This is a genomic window from Nocardia altamirensis NBRC 108246 (genome assembly GCF_001612685.1).
Lineage (GTDB): Bacteria > Actinomycetota > Actinomycetes > Mycobacteriales > Mycobacteriaceae > Nocardia > Nocardia altamirensis.
The window spans coordinates 48,944-67,764 of the sequence record NZ_BDAY01000045.1 but is presented as its reverse complement, the minus strand read 5'-3'; the positions used below and the strand labels follow the sequence as shown (position 1 = coordinate 67,764).

General features: G+C 68.3%; 9 protein-coding genes. 1 reads left to right on the top strand and 8 read right to left on the bottom strand.

Annotation, left to right across the window (positions count from 1 at the left end):
- Positions 1-51: 51 nt before the first annotated feature.
- The 7 genes from NA11_RS23290 to NA11_RS23260 all read right to left on the bottom strand — a co-directional run bounded on the left by NA11_RS23290 (position 52) and on the right by NA11_RS23260 (position 14,983).
- The gene (locus NA11_RS23290) at positions 52-1,614 is read right to left on the bottom strand and encodes a PfaD family polyunsaturated fatty acid/polyketide biosynthesis protein (protein ID WP_069164089.1); all 1,563 of its coding nucleotides are present in this window, start codon (positions 1,612-1,614) and stop codon (positions 52-54) included.
- The gene (locus NA11_RS23285) at positions 1,614-3,806 is read right to left on the bottom strand and encodes a hotdog family protein (protein WP_084654988.1); all 2,193 of its coding nucleotides are present in this window, start codon (positions 3,804-3,806) and stop codon (positions 1,614-1,616) included. Before NA11_RS23285 ends, NA11_RS23290 begins: the two co-directional genes overlap by 1 nt.
- The gene (locus NA11_RS23280; protein WP_069164088.1) at positions 3,803-10,282 is read right to left on the bottom strand and encodes a type I polyketide synthase; all 6,480 of its coding nucleotides are present in this window, start codon (positions 10,280-10,282) and stop codon (positions 3,803-3,805) included. The genes NA11_RS23285 and NA11_RS23280 overlap by 4 nt, the downstream gene beginning before the upstream one ends.
- A 30-nt stretch (positions 10,283-10,312) precedes the next feature.
- Positions 10,313-10,918 (bottom strand): SGNH/GDSL hydrolase family protein, encoded by a 606-nt coding sequence (locus tag NA11_RS23275; RefSeq protein WP_069164087.1) that lies wholly within the window; start codon positions 10,916-10,918, stop codon positions 10,313-10,315.
- The gene (locus tag NA11_RS23270) at positions 10,915-12,174 is read right to left on the bottom strand and encodes an NAD(P)/FAD-dependent oxidoreductase (RefSeq protein WP_245746100.1); all 1,260 of its coding nucleotides are present in this window, start codon (positions 12,172-12,174) and stop codon (positions 10,915-10,917) included. Before NA11_RS23270 ends, NA11_RS23275 begins: the two co-directional genes overlap by 4 nt.
- Before the next feature lie 96 nt (positions 12,175-12,270).
- Entirely contained in the window at positions 12,271-13,962 is a 1,692-nt protein-coding gene (locus NA11_RS23265; RefSeq protein WP_245746098.1) for an AMP-dependent synthetase/ligase, read from the bottom strand.
- A gap of 88 nt (positions 13,963-14,050) precedes the next feature.
- On the bottom strand, positions 14,051-14,983 hold the full coding sequence (locus NA11_RS23260) for a LysR family transcriptional regulator (RefSeq protein WP_069164086.1): 933 nt from the start codon (positions 14,981-14,983) through the stop codon (positions 14,051-14,053).
- 321 nt (positions 14,984-15,304) lie between these two features.
- Between NA11_RS23260 and NA11_RS23255 the strand changes: the two genes are divergently transcribed.
- The gene (locus NA11_RS23255) at positions 15,305-16,432 is read left to right on the top strand and encodes a BTAD domain-containing putative transcriptional regulator (protein ID WP_069164085.1); all 1,128 of its coding nucleotides are present in this window, start codon (positions 15,305-15,307) and stop codon (positions 16,430-16,432) included.
- On the opposite strand, the gene NA11_RS47220 is transcribed toward NA11_RS23255, so the two are convergent.
- Positions 16,433-18,709 carry a serine/threonine-protein kinase gene (locus NA11_RS47220; protein ID WP_069164084.1) on the bottom strand — a complete coding sequence of 759 codons (2,277 nt, stop codon included), beginning with the start codon at positions 18,707-18,709 and terminating at the stop codon, positions 16,433-16,435.
- Positions 18,710-18,821: the final 112 nt, after the last annotated feature.

The window sequence follows — 18,821 nt, the reverse complement described above, 5'->3', positions numbered from 1 at the left end:
GTTCGCCGAGGTAGTGACCTTATCGATCGGCGAATGGTGCGCGTTACCGTTTCAGAGTCGCGGCATCGGTCGCGGGACGAATCGCATGCAGTCGGCGGGCAGTCGCACACCCGCGGTGCGGAGTTGGGCGACCCTGGTGAGATACGCTGCGCCGAGCATCATTTGGTCGGCGATATCGGCAACCTGCCGGTTACTGAGCGCAGCCAGATAGGTTCCGGCGACCCAGTTGTTGAACCCGCCCATGGCCGGACCGCACCACACCTGATAGTCGGTCACCCGATCTGCTTCGCCGCGAATGCTCCAGCCGGACGACAGCCCGAGATACCAGCGGAACACCAAGGCCATCTTGCGTTTCGGGTCCTCCGCGGCGCCGACCAGCTGGGCCGGGTCGCGCTCGGTGAAGTACGTGACGCAGTCCTGCCAGACGACCTCCAGCGGACGCCGGAACAGTGTTGCCTCGAGATCGGCGCGTAGATCCGCTGGGATGTCATCGATTCCGGCGTACGCCCGGTACGTGTCGTACAACCGCTGCGCGCGGGAGGCGAACATGGTGCCCCTGCGCAACACCTGCACCTGCACGCCGAGTTCGAACATGTCCGAGGACGGCGCCATCGTGCAGTCCGCGAAATCCGCCTTGGCCAGCAGCTGTTTGGTCGTCTCGCACTGGGCCGCCTCGCGGGTGGCCTGGTTGATCGAGCCGGTCACCACGTATGCGGCGCCGAGCGCGAACGCCGCGGCGGCCGCGGCGGGCGTGCCGATCCCGCCCGCGGCGCCGATCCGGACCGCCGCTGCCGCGGGCAACGTGCTTCGGTCGCGGGCCGCGATCAGCTCCGGCAACAGCACGAGCAGCGGTCTGCGGTCGGTGTGACCGCCCGAATCCGCCTCCGCGGTGATGTCATCGGCCATCGGCACCTGCTCGGCCAGCCGCGCCTGCGTCGCGGTCACCACACCGGCCGCGACCAGACTGCGCACCAGCGCCGCGGGCGGCGGACGCAGGAACGGCTCGGCGACCTCGACCCGAGACACCTTGGCGATCAACCGGTTCCGCACCTCGAGCTGACCGTGTCGATCCACCCCGAGCCCCGCCACCCGGTACCGGACGACCTCGGCGGTGAGACCCATGAACGCCGACGCCTCGACGCACCGCACCTCATGGCGCAGGCAGGAATCGACGATCGCCCGCTCCAGCGCCGGTTCGGTGGGACTGTGAATGAGGTTGCAGGCAAAGGGTTTTCCCACCAGTGTCTTGGCAAGTTCGCCGAGCGCCGCGTCCACCGCCGCAGGGGTGACGCCCGCAGCGCCGTAGGACGCGAGGTAACCGGCATTCGCCATCGCCACCACCATTGCCGGTGCGGCGATCCCATTGGCCATGGCGCCTGCCGCATACCCGGCCCGCACCCCGTGCGCCAGCTGGAACTGCCTGTCACCGAGCAACTCCGGCGGCAGCGGTGCGACCGCGGTCAGCACCTGCGCGCGTGCCGCGACCGCCGGGTCCGAGGTGGCGCCGATCCGGCCGTCGCTGCGCACGAACCAGCACGGCCGGCGCACGTCGAGCAGCAGGGCGGTGACGTCGTCGGCCGTGGCCGCGAGCACGCCGGTCCGAGCCGTGGTCATCAGCTGTCCTTCCGCTCGCCGAGTTCGACTGCGAGGTCGATGAGTTCGTAGATGCGCAGCCCCGGCTTCCACAGCGAGCCGTCCGCGATGACGGTGACGCCGCGCGGGCCGCGCCGGACTTCCTTGATGTGTGCCTCCAGCTCCACCGTGCCGTCGGTGGGCAGGAACTGGCCGCGGTAGCGCCAGCTGAAGGCGATATCGCCGGGGATCCGAAAGACCGGATCGTGGAGGGTGTCCGCGAATCCGGCATCGAGCAGCCACTCTTGGAGCGCATGGATGACCGACTCGACCCCCAGCGAACCGGGGATCACCGGATCGAGGTGGAAATGCCGGTCGAAATACCAATCCGAACCGTCGATCTCGCGCAGCGAATGCAGGTACCCCGCTTCGTATTTGCCGCCGCCGTCGACCACGTCGATCCCGTCGATCAGCGCCAGCGTGCGGCGGGCGCACAGCGGGGCACGCGGGTCCGCCCGGCGGGCGGCGACGTCGATGCGGCGGATCGGCGCGTCCGGATGCTCATCCAGCCAGGTCGGCGCCGCCCGCCCGGCGTCGAGGCCGGTCTGGTTCGCGAGCGCCTCGTCGCTGAAGTAGCCGAACATGGTCTCGCCTGCGTAGAACGGTTCGCCGTCCACGCTCAGCGTGTAGTCGAACGTCTGCAGTGACGAGCCGGGCAGGATCGTCGTCGACAGCAGCCGGGACGATTGTTCGATCGTCTTGCCCCGCAGGTCGATCTGCCGCAGCACCGTGGCCGTGCCGCCGAGGTTACGCAAGCTCAGCGTGACACCGGGTTGGGTGAGCGTCGGTCCCGCGTAGTAGCCCATGAGCAGCGCCGCCTGCAGCGAGGTCTCCATGTAGACGAAGTGCGGCATGGACTCGTTGGCGGTGTCGCCGTAGTACCAGGAGTCTGCGGGCGAGTCGTACTCGGTTCGGTAGGAGGCGGAGTCCAATTGACCACGTGTGCCGTCGAATTCGAGCACCCGGTCGACGAGCAGCAGACCGCCGGTCGGCAATCTGGTTGCACGGACCCCGGTGTACTCCGCGAATTCCGGGCCCATCGCAATGGATTGGTCGCCACGCGACAGGTGGGTCATGTGGAACTCGTTGAGCAGCAGACTCGGCACGGCTTGCCCCGGCCCGACGCCGGTGCCCGCAGGTTCTACGGCGGTCACGGTGACCTGCCACTCCCCCTGTGCCCCAGCCACTTTCGCCGTCGCGGTGACGTGCGGCCTCGGCACCAGGTCGATGGCGGTGACGACGAGCTCCACCGACGCACCGACCGGCGACGCCGTGGTCCCCGCACCGCCACTGTGCGACGCGACAAAGGTGCTCCCCGACAAGCACAGTGGGATTCCGGTGAACAGGGCGAACACCTCAGCCGCCTGGACAGCTGCCGCGCCAGGATCGCCGTCGAATCGCGCAACCACCCGGCCGCGACCCGTACCGCCGTACAACTCGATCGTCGTGACCTCGGTGAGCACCAAAGTCCCCGCCGTGGCCAACCGCGCTGCGGTGACGACACCCGGCCGGTAGTGCCCGGCACCGAAGACATCAACGACGTCGCCCTCGGTGAGGAGCCGCAGTGCCTCCGCGTCCAGACTGGTGCGTTGCGTGCGCGCCAGCGGCTTGAAGGCATGCTCCGCCGCGGCGACGTCAGTGCCGCGCGCGTACACACCACTCGCACCATTGCCGGACTCACCGGCCCTACGCCAGTCGGTCTGACTCTCGGTATGTCCGCCAGCCGGACCAGCAACCGCACCGACCGTCCCGGCGGAACCGGAGACGGTCGAACGCATCGCCCGCTCCCACACGGCACGCTGCAACGCGAGCTGCGCCGCCAATGCCGCACGGTGGGCTCCGACGACACCGGCGCGAACCTCGCTGAGCGGGCCCGCGATTCGGCCCACTGTGCCCGTGGTCCCCGCTGGGGCCGGGACCGACGCGCCTGCTTCGTCGCGATGCGAGACATCCACAGCGGCCGGGGCCCGCTCGCCCTGGTCGCCGTGCGCGTGGCCGCCCGGTACCTCTTGGCTCGGCTCTGCCGCTGGTTCGCTTTGCCGTGACGGTGCAGGGGTTTGCCCGCCACCATCCACCAACACAGCACCCTGCGCCGCGCCCGTCACCTGGACCGCTTCCGGTGCCGGCGCCCCTGTCGGGTCGAACGGAATTCCGTCGAACTCGAGAACTGTCATGCCATCCACCGCCTCACCGAGGTCTGAAACTTCGCTGTCAGATCCGGAGTCGTCACCACGGTGACGTCCGAGAAACGCTGCAGCACTGTGCCGTCCGCCGTCACAGCGGTGGCGTCGATGCGGGCATCGACGGTGCCTGCGCGCGGGTTGTCCACGACGAGCACGAACGGCTCGTCCGTGGGAAGCGGACGGTAGTAGTCGATCCGACCGACCCCGAGGGGAAGGCAAGCGGCGCCGAGGATTCGGTGACCGAGGACCGGTGGCCCCTGCAGGATCAGGTCGGCAAGGACCGGGTCGTGCATGCGGCCCGCGTAGGCACCGTGCGCCACCTGGCTTGCGGGAAGCACGCAGTCGAAGACGATGGCCTCGTCGGAGACCACGCGAACCTGCCGCAGGCCTTGGAGGGCGGGCGCGTGGAACTGGATGGCGTGCCGATAGATGTCGACGGCACTGTCCTGTCCCTTCGGCATCACCTTGGCAGGCGGCTCATCGGCGTCGGTGCCGAGCAGCAGCGTCGCCCGGAAGCGCAATGCGTTGTCGCAGCGGATGTTCGCCTCGACCGTGGCTCGGCCGTCGTCGGCGGCGCCGGGGAGCAGTTCGAGCTCGAGCTGGTCCACCGGATGGTCGAACACGACGCCCTTGAGCACCTGGAAGTTGTTTACCCCCAGCACAGTTCGACCGGGCAGCGTGCGCTCGGCAAGGTTGATCAGCGCGCCGATGCCGAACGTGGCGGGCAGCACGATGTGCTCGCCGATGCGGTGCGCCGCGATGACCGGCTCCTCGATGAGCCCGGTGATGCGCCGCTCCGCGCAGAGGGCGGCCGGCGCGACCGCACTGTCGCCCGACAGTCCGTTCGCCGGACCGATCAGCACCACGGTGTCCGCGCTCCGAGACGCCGTGAACTGTTCGGTGAACGCCGCCGCACCCACCTCGAGGTCGAGCAGCGTAATGTCCCGCGCCCGGAAGTGTTCCCGGAGTTCGGGAGTCACCATCCCGCCATCCCAGGCGCCCCAGTCGATCGCGGTGACATGGCAGTCGGGATGGTGCCGCCGCCAGCTCACCGCGAACCGCGACAGTGCCTCGTTCGCTGCCGCGTAGTCGGCCTGCCCGGCATTGCCGAACAATCCCGCGACCGAGGTGAACAGCACGAGGTGCCGCAGTGCACCGAGCGCGTCGAGCACCGTGGCCAGGCCGGTCAGCTTGGGATTCAGTACCCGCCCGATGGATTCGGCTGTCTTGTCGGTGATCATAGAGTCGGCGAGCACACCGGCCCCGTGCACGACACCGGTGATGCTGTCGCGCCACGGCGCGAGCGCGGCACGCACCGCCGCCGCATCGGTGGCATCAACGGCGAGATACTCTGCGCGCGATCCCAATTCGGCCAGCGTGGCACGAACTTCGCGGGCAGCACGCAAACCGGCAACCGCACGCTCGATATCGCGTGGCTTGGCGCCGATGGCGACCAGTGCCCGCACCGCTGCGGGCTTGAGTTCGGCATCCGCCACCCCTGCCGCCCAGTCGGGTTCTGGCGTCAACTCGGATCGTCCGAGGAGAACGAACCGCACTGAACTGCGCTGCGCCAACGCCAGCACACAGGTCGCGGTGACTCCCCGCGCGCCGCCGGTGACAAGCAGCACATCCTCTGCGGTCAGCAGACTCGTTTGCTGCTCGGCACCTGCCACCACTGGACTGATCGAGCGGGCAGGCGCGTAGGCGCTGGGGACTATCGTCCGCCGCTCCCCCGCCACGCTGATCCCGACTTCGAGAGTGTCGCGCGCCGCGTCGAACAGCTCGGCGGTGACCAGCTCGGCCAACCGATCCGAAGTGGCCGCCGGGTCGACGTCCAACGCCCGGCAGAACAGCGTTGACTGCTCGGCCGCAAGCGTTTTCACGACACCACCGACGCCGCCGAGCAGCGCCGAGACGGGGTCGGCGTCCCCGAGGAAGCCGAGTCCACCATCCAGCCTGCTGACCGTGACGAAGGCGGTTCGGCCCTCGACATGCTGCCACAGCGGCACCATCCGACCGGCAGCCAGGATGGTCTCGCTGAGCCGTTGCCGCGCCACCGTCCAGTCGGCGGACCCGCCGACCAGGACGAGACAGACATCAACAGCGTCCAGCTCGCCCAAGTCGGCTACCGCCGGGGAACCCGCAACGCCGACCCGCCGGACAGTCCAGCCGAGCTCGACAAGCGCAGATTCGATGGCAACACACTCTGATTCGCTGTCCCCGGTGAGATCGAGGAGTGCGACGCGGGCACCGTCCCGGTAGGGAGCGACGACCCGGTCCAGCGCAGGCAGGGTGATCAGTTCGACGACGTGCCGCGGCGTTTCGGCCGCGGCGTCAGCTTTTGGGTGGACATCACCGCCGATCGGCGCGGCGAGCTCGTCGACGATCTGATCCAGCGTACGGAGCGTGCCGAGTAGCTCAGGACCGAGGCTCGGTAGGTCCGGAAACCGTTCCTGTAGCGCCCCGATCACCTGGACCCGCTTGATGGAGTCGACGCCGAGGTCGGCTTCGAGATCCATCGTCGGATCGACCATCTCGACCGGGTAACCGGTCTTCTCCGCGACGACCTCCTGCAGAGCGCGGCGCAGGGTGTCGCCAGTGGGCGCACCGGCGTCGGCGGACTCGGTCGCAGTATCCGACCCGACAGCGTCGCCCGCCGGGACGGGAGTTCCGTTCGGGGTTGACTCCACCCCGTTCAGCGTTACATCAGCTCCGTTCGGCTCACCTTCGCCGAGCAGCTCCGCGATCTGATCGAGGGTGCGCAGCGTGCCGAGCTGTTCAGGACCGAGGTTGGGCAGGTGCGGGAACCGCTCCTGCAAAGCACCGATCACCTGGACTCGCTTGATGGAGTCCACACCGAGATCGGCTTCGAGATCCATTGTCGGATCGACCATCTCGACCGGATAGCCGGTCTTCTCGGCGACCACTTCCTGCAATGCCTGCCGCAGCGCGTCGGCGGACACCTGACCGTTGGATTCCGCTACCGGCGCGTGCGTGCCGTGCCCATTGGCCTGGCCGCTCGAAACAGCCGGGCTGGGCGAAACGACCGGTGCAGGCGAAACAACCTGAGTGGCAGGCATTTCCGCCACCGGAGCGGCAGTGGTGACGGCTGGCGCCACAGCTACCGGACGTGCGGCAACCACCGGCGCCGTCCTGATCGGCCGTCGCTCGGGCGCCGATTCCAGCGCGGGTTGCCGCTCGGATTCCACTCGCCGTGGCGCCGCCACCCGCGCCGTCGGCGCGAAACCGCTCTCCAGCTCGGCCAACTGCGCCAGCACCGCACTGGCCCGCGAATGACTTTCGCTGATCGCGACGCCGTGATCCTTCACGGCCTCGATCGCCCGCAGGGTCGCCTCGTCGAGGGCCCCGTTGCCGAGCACACCGGCCAGCCCGCGGGCCATGTCCAACTGTCCGTCGAGGAACTGGCGGTGCGTCTGCAGATGCTGCACGAGCGCACTGTCGAGTGCGTCCGCTCCTTGGTCGTAGGACTTCGGGGCTTCGTACACGGTTGTCTCCGTAGTTTCGGTGAAAGTCTGAGCCACAGCCGGTTTTTCGGGCTGGCGGTCGACCACGGTGTCGACCGGCACTGCCACGGGAACCTCGGCGGGAACAGCAGCCGCCGCCGCAGGCGACTCCGCTGCCGCCAGGCGCACCTGATACCCGTCGTCGAGCGCGGCCGCGTATGCCACGCGCCTGCTCTCCGGCACGTACTCGGGCGCCGAAATGGTCACGGTCATCGGCCGACTCGGCTGGTGCCGCACCGCCGTCGGCGCGGCATGTCGATTGATCTGCTGCAGACCGAATCCGAGCACGGCCAGCCGCACGGCCGCACGGACCAGCGACAGATCGCTGTTGCCGATCGGCCCCGAATCCGTCGGGATCGCGATCACGTCGTCGCCGAGGGTGCGCCGCACCAGCGAGGTCAGCACCTGCTTGGGCCCGAACTCCACGAACACCGTGCAGCCCGCCGCCCGCATCGCCGTCAGCGCCGCCGCGAATTCGACTGGCTTGCTGAGCTGTTCGGTGAGCAACGCCCGGTTGGCGACGGCATCGCTGCCGTACTGCACGTCAGGTGTGTTGGCGTACACGGGCGCATCGGGAACCCCGATGGTCACCGTCGCGGTGGCTTTCGCGAAGGCCTCGACGGCATGCGCGACATACGGTGTGTGGAACGCACCGGACACCGGCAGTGCCCGATTCGCCACACCGCGTTCCGCGCACCGCGCGACCACGGCGGCGACGCCGTCGGTCCCGCCGCCGATCACGACCTGATCAGGCGCGTTGTGGTTGCAGATCCACACATCGTCGATGCCGGCCAGCAGCTCGTCGGCGGTCTCCCGCGCCGCGTTCAGCGCCACCATCGTGCCCGCTTGGACGCCGTCCTCCGGCGTCATCGCCGCGCCGCGGGCGCGGGCCAGCCCGAAGTACTCCTCGGCGTCGAGCGCACCGGAGGCCCACAGAGCGGTCAGTTCGCCGAAGCTGTGGCCGAGGTAGCCATCGGCGCGGAACCCGTATTCGGTCAGCACCAGGAACTGCCCGGCCGACAGCGCACCGATCGCGGGCTGCGCGAATTCGGTGCGCCGCAACGCGGTTTCCTGCTCGTGCGCCGTCTCCTCGTCGAAGGCGGGCGGCGGGAACACCACCGAGGACAGCCGGACCGGCGCACCCGCGAACGCGCCGTTGGCCGCGTCGAATGCCGCGCCGACGGACGGATTGTTCAGCGCCGCATCCAATCCCATATCGACGTACTGGCTGCCCTGCCCGGCGAACAGCGCGCCGACCTTGCGCTCCGGCAGCGCCGCCGCCCGGAAGTACACGCCCTCAGGGTGATCCCACGCCGCAGCGTCCGGCCTGCGCATCAGCTCGTCCACCGCGAGCGTCCGCAGGTGTTCGGCGTTCTCGTCGTCTACCGACACGAAACCGATGCGCGCGTGGTCCTCCGGGATGTCTCCGCCGTCGATCGGGTCGACGTTGCACACCGCTTCGATCAGCGCGGCCGTGTCGGGCGCATGCCACAGGTGTGCCCGCGCGGTCCGATGCAGAACCGGGTCGGCCCGCCCCGCGTCGGCTTCTTCCAGCACGATATGAAAGTTGGTGCCGCCGAAGCCGAATGCCGACGCGGCGGCCCGGCGCACCGGACGCTGCGGATCGCGAATCCACGGCCGGGTCCTGGTATTCACGTAGTACGGCGCGTCGGCCGCGGCGATCTCGGCGTTGGGCGCCGCGACATTGATGGTGCCCGGCAACACCTTCTGGTGCAGCGCGAACGCCAGCTTCATCACGCTGGCGGTGCCCGCCGCACCCTTGGTGTGCCCGATCTGGGATTTCACGCTGCCGAGCGCCGCGAAGCGCGGCTCCGAAGTCGCCTCGGACAGCAGCGATTTCAACGCGGTCAGTTCGGTCTTGTCGCCGACGGGGGTGCCGGTGGCGTGCGCTTCGATCAGCGCGACATCGGCGGGTGAGCATTCCGCGTCGGCGTACGCCCGATCGAGCGCGACCCGCTGTCCGCCTGCCCGTGGCGCATAGATGCTCTTCGCCCGGCCGTCACTGGACGACCCGAGCCCGCGGATCACTGCATAGATCCGATTGCCATCGCGCCGAGCGTCTTCCAGCCTGCGCAGCGCAAGCATCGTGATGCCCTCGCCGAGCAGCGTGCCGTTGGCGTCGTCGGCGAACGGACTGATCTGCCCGCTGTCCGACAGCGCCCCGACCTTGCTGAAGCACATGTAGATGAAGATGGTGTTCTCGGTGTCGACACCGCCGGTGATCATCATGTCGGCCCTGCCGTCCTGCAGCTCCGCGATCGCGGTCCGCAGCGCGGCCAGCGACGCCGCACAGGCCGCGTCGACCGTGCAGTTGATCCCGCCGAGGCCGAGCCGGTTGGCCACCCGGCCCGCGGTGATGTTGGCGAGCAGGCCAGGGAACGAATTCGCCTCCCACGGCGCGAATGCCGCAACGAACTTGTCCGCCACGGCGTCGGCGTCCTGGTCGGACAGCCCGACCGAGCGCGCCGCCTCCTTCAGCACCGGCGTCGAGAGCCGCGCCGCCAGCGGATGCATCAGCGGCACCGGCCCGGTCGTGCCGAGCACCACACCGGTGCGGCCGGGGTCGTACCATGTCGAGTCCACTGCGCCCGCGTCGATGAGCAGGTCACGGGCCACCCCTAGGCTCAGCGTCTGCATGGTGCTCGTGACCTCGAGCTGATTGGGTGGCAGCCCGAATTCCAGTGGGTCGAACTCGATGTCGGGCAGGAACGCCCCGCGGCGCGAGTACGTCTTGTCCGGGGCATCCGGATCCGCGTCGAAGTAGTCGTCGAGGCTCCAGCGCGATGCGGGCACCTCGGTGGTGCAGTCGACTCCGTCGACGATGTTCTGCCAGTACTCTCGATGGTTGTGCGCGTTGGGCAGCAGCCCGGACATCCCGACGATGGCGATCGGGTTGCGCGCCAGGCGTCTGTCGTCTGTCACGAAAGTTCCTCTCGAACCGGATGGAAAGATTCAGGCGGCGACGGTTGTCGCGGTGCGCGACGCGATCAGGTCGGCAGCGCCCGCGGCGAACAGGTGATGGCCGAGCGAGCTCGGGTGCAGGCCGTCGGCGGTCCACACCTCGGCGCGCTCCCACTCCGGCTCGGCCGCGATATCCAGCAGCAGCGTGCCGGTGTCGGCGGTGACGGTGGCCAGCACCGCGTTGGCGAACGCGAAGCGTTCCCGCAGCAGCCCGCGGAACCCGTCCGGCACCGGAAGCCGGGCCGGGATATCCGGGTAGCTGGCGGTGAACACCGTTGCGCCACCGGCACGCAGGGCGTCGAACAGGGTGCCGAGGTTGCGCTCGAACCGGTCCGCGTCGAAATCGCTGACCAGATCGTTCACCCCGACCACGACTCCGTAGAGTCCGGACCGCGCCGAGACAGCTTGGCGCAGTTGCTGTTCGAGCACCACGCTGGTGGTGGCGCCGTGCACGCCGAGGTTGCGCACCGTCGCTGGCCGCAGACCGAGCTGCCCGCCGAGCCGAGGCACCCAGCCGCGGTAGCCGCCACCGGCCGCGGCGTCGCCGCGGCCTTCGACGAAGCTGTCACCCAGGGCGGTTAGGCCGGGGGTGCTCACGCGGTCACTCCGTCCTTGGTGACATGCCGTGCCGCCGCGGGGAAGTCGACCTTCTCGTACAGTGCGGCGAGCTCTTCCTCGCCGAAGTACTTGTCCGGCGGGTAGATCCCGGCGATCAGCCCGAAGAAGCCCTTGATGTAGTCGGCGTCGTAGCTGGTGGCGCGGAAGACCGAGTCGTAGTACGGCGTCAGCGACAGTTCCGAAATGCTCTGCGTCAGTTCATAGGTGCTGGCACTCTGCGCGTCACGCTCGCGCTCGTACTCGGCGAGCACGTCGTCCATCGGGCGGGCGCCGGACAGACCCTCGTCCACCAGGTCGGCAAGCAGCTGCGCGTACTTGAAGGCGTCGGTGATGCCCCAGCCGGTGAACGGGTCCTTGTGGTAGCCGGCGTCGCCGACGAGCGCCCAGCCGGGGCCGAAGGAGCGGCGGCGGTAGTTGTCCGGGTACAGCATCGGCCGGAACGGCTCCACGCGCTTGCCCGTATCACGCAGGCGCGCACCGAGTTCCGGGTCGATCTGGCTGACGATCTCCTGCACGCCCGCGTCGGGGTCGGTGCGGAAGTCGCGGAACCGGTCCCGCTTGCGCATGACCGCGACCAGCGACAGGTCGTCGTTGGTCGGCCAGGCCGCGAACTGCTGCTCGTTGAAGCCGGTGCGGTGGTGCATGCCCCAGTCGACGCCCTCGTAGTACGAGTAGTAGATGAAGCACGCTGCGGGGGACCCCTCGTAGACCTCCGCGCCGACCGCCTTGGCGACGACCGAGTTCGATCCGTCGGCGCCGATCACCAGCTTGGCGCGGAACTCCTGCTCGGCGCCCTCGCCGACCTGGCCGCGGATGCCGACCACCTGGTCGCCATCGAAGATCAGCTCATTGACGGTGAAACCGTTGATCACCTCGGCGCCGGCGTTGCCCGCCGCGTCGACCAGGATCTTGTCCAGCACGGTGCGGCGCGGGCAGTAGACGGCGTCGATGCCGTCGGCCGACACGTTGGCGAAACCGTTGATGACGATGTCGGTGTAGGAGAAGTTCAGGTGCCGGATCGCCGGGGTGCCTGCGGCGATCACCTGATCCAGCAGGCCCCACGACTTCAGGAAGCCGAGCCCGGCCTGGTGGATGTAGTGCGTCGATGGGGTGTCGCTCGGGAAGGTGGCGCGGTCCACGGCGAGGACGCGGTAGCCCTTCTCGGCGAGGAGCATGGCCAGCGGGGAACCCGCGACCCGAGTTCCGACAACGATGACGTCGTACATGTTTCGCATCACTTTCCGGTAGTCGAATTCCGATGTCGAGTCTGTGCGCGGCGCGCGGTGGGAACCACCGCGCGCAGCCGTAATTCATCGGGCGATCGACCCCGCCTATACAGCGGGTGTGCGGGCCCGATACAGGTGGTCGATGTCGGCGGCGTAGGCGTCGGCAATGGCGACGCGCCGCAGTTTTCGTGACGAGGTCAACAATCCGTCCTCGACCGTGAAATCACCGTCGACGATCCGGAACGCGCGAATCGACTCGGCGCGGGAGACAAGGGAATTCGCGTCGTCGACCGCCGCTTGGATGGCGTCGGCGAGTTCGCCGTCCGGCGTCGCGGCCTGCCAGCGTTCCACCTGAACCGGGTCCACTGTCACCAGAGCGGTGACGAAGTCGCGGCCATCGCCGATGACCATGCAGTTGCTCACCAGCGGGTGCAGCCGGACCCGGTCCTCCAGCGGCGCGGGCGCGACATTCTTGCCGCCGGAGGTCACCAGGATCTCCTTCTTCCGGCCGGTGATCCGGAGGTAGCCCTCGGCGTCGACTTCACCGAGATCGCCGGTGTGCAGCCAACCTTCGTCGTCCACAGTGGACTGGCTGGCGGCCGCGCCCCAGTAGCCGGGCGAGACGTGCGGACCGCCGACGAGCACCTCACCGTCGGACTCTGCGATGGCCACCGAGGTGCCGGGGATCGGCTTGCCGACCGTCCCGAGCCGGTTGGTCTCCGGCGCACTGACCGTGACCGCGGTCGCGGCCTCGGTGAGCCCGTAGCAGTTCAGCAGCACCACACCGAATCCCGCGTAGAAGCCGCTGGTCGAATCGTCCAGCGAGGCACCGCCGGAGATGACATAGCGCAACCGGCCACCGAGCGCGGCCGCCACCGCATGCTCGGACACCTCGGGCGTCGTCTGCGCGCGCAACAGCTCCAGGCCGCGGGCCACCGCATCCTGCTCCTCCGTGCCCGTCAGCATGGTGCGGCAGTACTTGCGAATCTTCTCCAGCCCGAACGGAATCAGCGCGAGGAAGGTCGGGCGCAGCGTCGGCAGCACCGGAACCAGGTCGGGAATGCCGGGCAGCAGATGCGTCCGGCTTCCACCGAACAGGCAGGCGAACAGGATGGTCTGACCGAACACATGCGACAGCGGCAGCGCGAGCACCGTTGTGCCGTCGAACATCTCGCCGGTCTGGCGCACCGTGTTCGCCGACGAGACGAACATATTCCGGTGAGTGATCAAGCAGCCCTTGGACACGCCGGTCGTGCCGCTGGTGTACACGATCATCGCCAGATCGTCGGCACGCACCGCCGCGATGCGCTCGGCCAGCGCGGGATCGACCGCGCCGCTTGCCCATTCGGCCAGCTGCGGGAAGGTCCACACCTCGCCCGCGCCCGCCGCGCGCAGGCGTTCGGCGTCCGTATCGTCCTCGGCCGCGAAAAACGCACTGCCGCTGTCGGTCAGGATGTGCTCGATCTGCACCGCCGAGGAGGTCGGGTACACCGGAACCACCACGGCGCCGAGCGCGAGCAACGCGCCGTCGAGCAAGGCCCACTCCAGGCTGGTGCGGCCGAGGATCGCCACGCGATCCCCGGCCACCACCCCGCGCGCGGCCAGGGCTGAGGCCAGCGCGCGGGCCTGCCGATCGACATCGGCACACGTGAGTTGCGTTCCGTCCGCACCGCACAGGGAAGGCCGTTGCGGGTGTTCGGCGGCCGCACCGGATATCACCGAGTACAAACTCGCGTCGTCCGGAAGATCGATACCATTCTCGGTGCTGGACACCGCGATGACAGACACTGTGTTCACAATGTCGAATTCTGGTCGCTGGTAACCAATTACCGTATCGGTGATATCGCGGTTCCTACCGCACGAATGTCATGGCCTATCGAACGGCTCAGGCAGACACCGCGCGGGCAATATCGATCCGGGCCGGTTCCGGCGAATCCACACAGTCCAGGAAAAGCGACACCGCCGGATTGCTCTCATCCGCACGCCACACCGCGTACAAATCGAGAGTCGGCACCGGATCGAAGAGTTTGACCGCCACCGAACTGCTTCCCGGCGCACCCATACCCATCGAAATCGCGCGCGGCAACGAGGCGAACCCGACCAGCGGGCGCACCGAAACCATGTGCGCGGTCGCGCCGGGATCGTCGGCGGTCTGCGCCACCGACAACGTGATCCTGGTGTCCGCGGCCGCGCGGAAGATCGAGTCGTACATCGCCGGACACTGTTCGCGGGCGAACAGCACGCACTCCTGCCCCTCCAACTCAGAGAACGGCACGCCGGGCCGGTCGGCCCACCTGTGTCGCCTGCCGACCACCGCAACCAGCGGAACCCGGTGCAGCAGCCGCCGATACCGGAAGTCCGTGGTACTCGGGTGCCCGTACACCAACGCCAGGTCGAGCGAGCCGTCGGACAGCGCGGCCAGCTGTGGCCCGGTGCGCTTCTCCCACAGCGACACCACGATGTCGGGGTGCTGCTCGGTCATCTTGACCAGCGCCTCAGGCAGCACATGCCTGCTCGCCGGTAGGTTGTAGCCGATGTTGAGCGTGCCTGCCCGTCCCTCCGCTGTCGCTTTCGCGACCTCTGCGGCCCGGTCCATCTGGGCGACGATGATCCGGGCTTGACTCTCGAATTCCCGACCCGCCGGGGTCAGTTTGACCTCGTGCGAGTTGCGTGCGACCAGTTGCACGCCTAACGACTTCTCCAGCTTCTGCAGCTGGGCACTCAGACTGGGCTGCGTGAGGTGCAAGCGCTGCGCTGCGCGGCCGAAATGCAGCTCTTCGGCAATTGTGATGAATGAAACCAGATGTCGGAACTCCATGCCGCCGGCTCCTTTTCCGCGTAACCGAAAGGTAAGCGCCGCCGGGTAACCCCGGATGAACCGCGATCGCACGGGCGTTGCCGGAAGAGTTGCGGGCGGGTGAACACGCCCTGGCCAGTGCGGCAGTTGTGCTACGTCGAATGCCGTGACCATCCAGGATCCCTGATCGAATCGCCAAGGGCAACCTCTCGAGTGTCCAAAAGTGTCGGAAACCCTTGCAGGCCAGGCACAATAGATATCGGACCGATGGCGCTCAGCTGTGCTTGCCGGTTACGCTCACAAGCGGCGTGTGGGTGTTGTCACGTCGTGAGGAGTGTGGCCATGACCGCGGTGCGCGCACAGTTCGGTGTCCTCGGCGCGGTCGAGCTGGCGATCGACGGTGTCGCGCAGGCCCTCGGCGGGCCCAAACAGCGAGCCGTGCTCGCCTATCTGGTGATCAACGCGAACCGGCCGGTGGCGATCGAGGCGCTGGCACAGGCGGTCTGGGAGGAAAGTCCGCCGCCGGATATCCGCGTCAGCCTGCACACCATCGTGTCCAATCTGCGGAAACCCCTGCGTGACAACGGGCTCGATGCTCGCGTGATGCTGGCTCAGGTCGGCGCAGGCTACCGGGTATCGGTCGCCGACGAGGCCAGCGACGTGCAGCGGTTCCGGGTGCGCAAGGAGGCCGGGCTGCGCGCGCTCACCGCGGGGCGGTTCCGCACGGCGAGCGAATTGCTGTCCAGCGCATTGGCTCAGTGGCGCGGTCCGGTGCTTGCCGACCTGCGTGGACTCGGTTTCGCCGACGCGTATGCCACGGTGCTCGACGACGACCGCCTTGCCGTTATCGAAGGCAGGGCCGAAGCCGATATCGCGGAGGGGCGGGCCGAGGCGGTGGTGTCCGAGCTCGCGCTGCTGGTCGGTGAATATCCACTGCGCGAACCACTGTGGGAACAGTTGATCACCGCGCTGTACGTGGACGGACGGCAATCCGACGCACTCGACGCCGCCAGGCGACTGCGCGCGACCCTGTCCGACGAGCTCGGCATCGACCCGAGCCCGCCCATCCGGGAGCTGGAGGCGCGCATCCTGCGGCAGGAACCGCTCGAACTCCGCGCCAAGGCCGCCATCTCGTCGTTTCGGGCGACGACCATCGTCGATCTGAACTCGGGCGGGCCGACCGCGCTGCTGCGAGAACGATCGGGCACCACCTACGCGATCACCGGAACCATCACCAGGATCGGACGGTTGCCGGACAACGACATCGTGCTCCAGCACGGCAAAGTCAGCAGGCATCACGCGGCCATCCTGCACAACGGAATCACCTATCTGATCAAGGATCTGCTGTCCTCGAACGGGGTGTTCGTCGAAGGGATGCGAATTGTCGACAGTGTCGCGCTCACCGACGGTGCGACGATTCGGATCGGCGAATACGAGTTGGTGTTCATGCTGGTGCCGCCGGAGGCCTAGTCAGCCGAAATACTTTCGGAACCAGGCGAGTAGGTCTGCTTCGGTCTTCGGCCCCGGGTCCGGGTCGTCGGCGCGCAACGTGCAGAAGTGTGCGGCGAGCAGGAATTCGTCGTGCACCGCCATCAGACAGGTCGCCGGGCCGGTGCTGTTGTCCAGGTGACAGAAGAAGCGGCCGACCGGGCCGGAGTCCTTGCGCCACACGTCATCAGGGGCCTGCGCACCGCCACAGGCGTGACCAGCGAACTGACCCAGGTTGGCTTGATAGAGGATCTTGGCCTGCTGGCGGTCCGGGATGCCGACGAACGAAGCCGACGGGAAACCAACGCGGGTGCCGCACCCGAGCAGTGCGTTCGCGGGCCCGACGGGCGGGTCGACGTGGCGGCAGTTGTTCGGGCCGAAGTCGCCTTGGAGGCGGTCGAGCACGGCGCGGTCGGCCGGAGTGAAGTGATCCGGGTCCTGGGCGGCGTCAACAGATTTGAACTGGAAGGCGTTGCGGAAGGCGATGTAGTCGCGCAGTCGCTGCTCGTCAGGGGTCGCCCACAGGAAGATGCCCACCGCCAGGGCGGATTCGTTGGTCAGGACGAGTCCCGGCTTGGGGACCGCGGGATCGTCCGCGCGGCTGGCGAAGCAAGCTTTCCGGCCCACCTCCTTGCCGTCGACGACAGAGGGGCCGTCCTGGCCCGGCGGATCGCCTGGGCAGTTGGTCGAACGGAAGACGTCGAAGAACAAGCCGCGGTAGTAGGCGCGGAGGTGGTCGAGGGTGCGGAAGCGCAGGAACCGCGCCGCCGGGTCGCTGGCGGCGGGATTCGGGTCGCAGAAGACGACGGCGACAGTGGTGGCGTCGGGGTCGCGGTGGGCGCAGTTGAAGCGCTTGTAGCCGGAGGCGCCGACGATGGAGAGGAGCTCGATGTCGGGGCCGCGCGGTGCGCTGGAGTTGGCGACGGCGGTGCCCGCGGTGGTGTCGGTCAGCGCCCAGGTGGTGAATGCGATGGTGGCGCACAGGATCACGATGGTCGTGAGCGCTACAAGCTGCAGTATGCGGCGATGGGTTCGCGACGGGGTTGGCACGCGAGCCGAGCCCGGATCGGCGGCCGGCGGCCGATCGGTGGCATCGACTGTTGGAGACTGCGAGTCCGTCGCGGGTTCGTCCGCCACCAGCCGTTGCGCCGCAGGCAACGACTGCGAGGTTTCGACGACCTCCCCTGCCGCTGCGGACTGCTGTGTTGACGCCGGAGGACCGGTTTCCGCGCGCCACTCCCCCTTCGCAAGTTCCCTTGTCTCCCCTGGCACGTCGCCTACTTCTGACTGCCCGGTCACCACAGGCCGCGAGGGCAAGGTCACCTGCGTCGGTGTCCACAGTTGCCCGGTGTCCGCTTGGGTAGGTATTTCGTTGTCCGGCAGCACTTCTCGCGGACCGCGCGCCGCCGGGTCGACGTCGCCGTCGGTCAGCGCGGACTCCGCTGCGGCAGCGAGCTCGCCCGCCGTGGGATACCGATCGTTCAGGTTCTTGGCCAGCCCGCGCGCGATCACCGCATCGAACGCCTGCGGCACCTCGTGGCGCGCCATGCTCGGCCGCGGCGGCGGTTCGACCAGGTGCGCGCGCATCACCTCGCCGTCGGTCGTCGCCGGATACGGCCTTGCCCCCGTGAGGCATTCGTACAACACACAGGCCAGCGCATAGACATCGGCAGCCGGGGTGACCAGCCGCGAGGTGAACCGCTCCGGCGCCATGTAGTGGAACGAGCCGACCGCAGACCCATCGGAAGTCAAGCTCTCGCTCGTACTCGACTGGGCGATACCGAAATCCACCAGATAGACGAAGCCGTCCGTCGTGAGCAAGATGTTGTCCGGCTTGATGTCTCGGTGCACGAGGTCGTCGGCGTGCGCGGCATCGAGCGCGGCGGCCACCTGCCGGATCACCGCGACCGCACGGTCCGGCGCAAGCGGCGCTTCGGCTTTCAGCACCGAACGCAGGTTCGCACCGTCGACCAACCGCATATCGATGTAGAGCCGACCCTCGATCTCCCCGTAGTCATGGATCGGGATGATGTGCGGCTCCTTGAGCCGGGCCGCGGCATGCGACTCGCGCCGGAACCGTTCCCGGAAAACCGGATCGTGATTGAGCTTCTCGGGCAGCACCTTGATCGCGACCGTCCGGTCCTTGACGGTGTCGTAGGCCTCGAACACCTCCCCCATGCCGCCCCGCCCGATCAACCGATCCAGCCGGTAGGGCCCGAACAGCGAGCCAGCCGTGAGCACCGGCCGTTGGGTCGTCATCTCGTGCCTCCGTGCGGCGGGCTGCCGCGTAGCGCGCCGGACCGGGCTTTGCCCAGGTCCAGGCTCCAGGTGCAGTCAACTGTAGAGCGCGAGGGTGCGTTACGCAGTCATA

Coding starts and splice junctions, on each gene's coding strand:
- NA11_RS23270 (WP_245746100.1), bottom strand. CDS start 12,174: ATGCGAAACATGTACGACGTCATCGTTGTCGGAACTCGGGTCGCGGGT.
- NA11_RS23255 (WP_069164085.1), top strand. CDS start 15,305: ATGACCGCGGTGCGCGCACAGTTCGGTGTCCTCGGCGCGGTCGAGCTG.
- NA11_RS23290 (WP_069164089.1), bottom strand. CDS start 1,614: ATGACCACGGCTCGGACCGGCGTGCTCGCGGCCACGGCCGACGACGTC.
- NA11_RS23285 (WP_084654988.1), bottom strand. CDS start 3,806: ATGACAGTTCTCGAGTTCGACGGAATTCCGTTCGACCCGACAGGGGCG.
- NA11_RS47220 (WP_069164084.1), bottom strand. CDS start 18,709: ATGACGACCCAACGGCCGGTGCTCACGGCTGGCTCGCTGTTCGGGCCC.
- NA11_RS23260 (WP_069164086.1), bottom strand. CDS start 14,983: ATGGAGTTCCGACATCTGGTTTCATTCATCACAATTGCCGAAGAGCTG.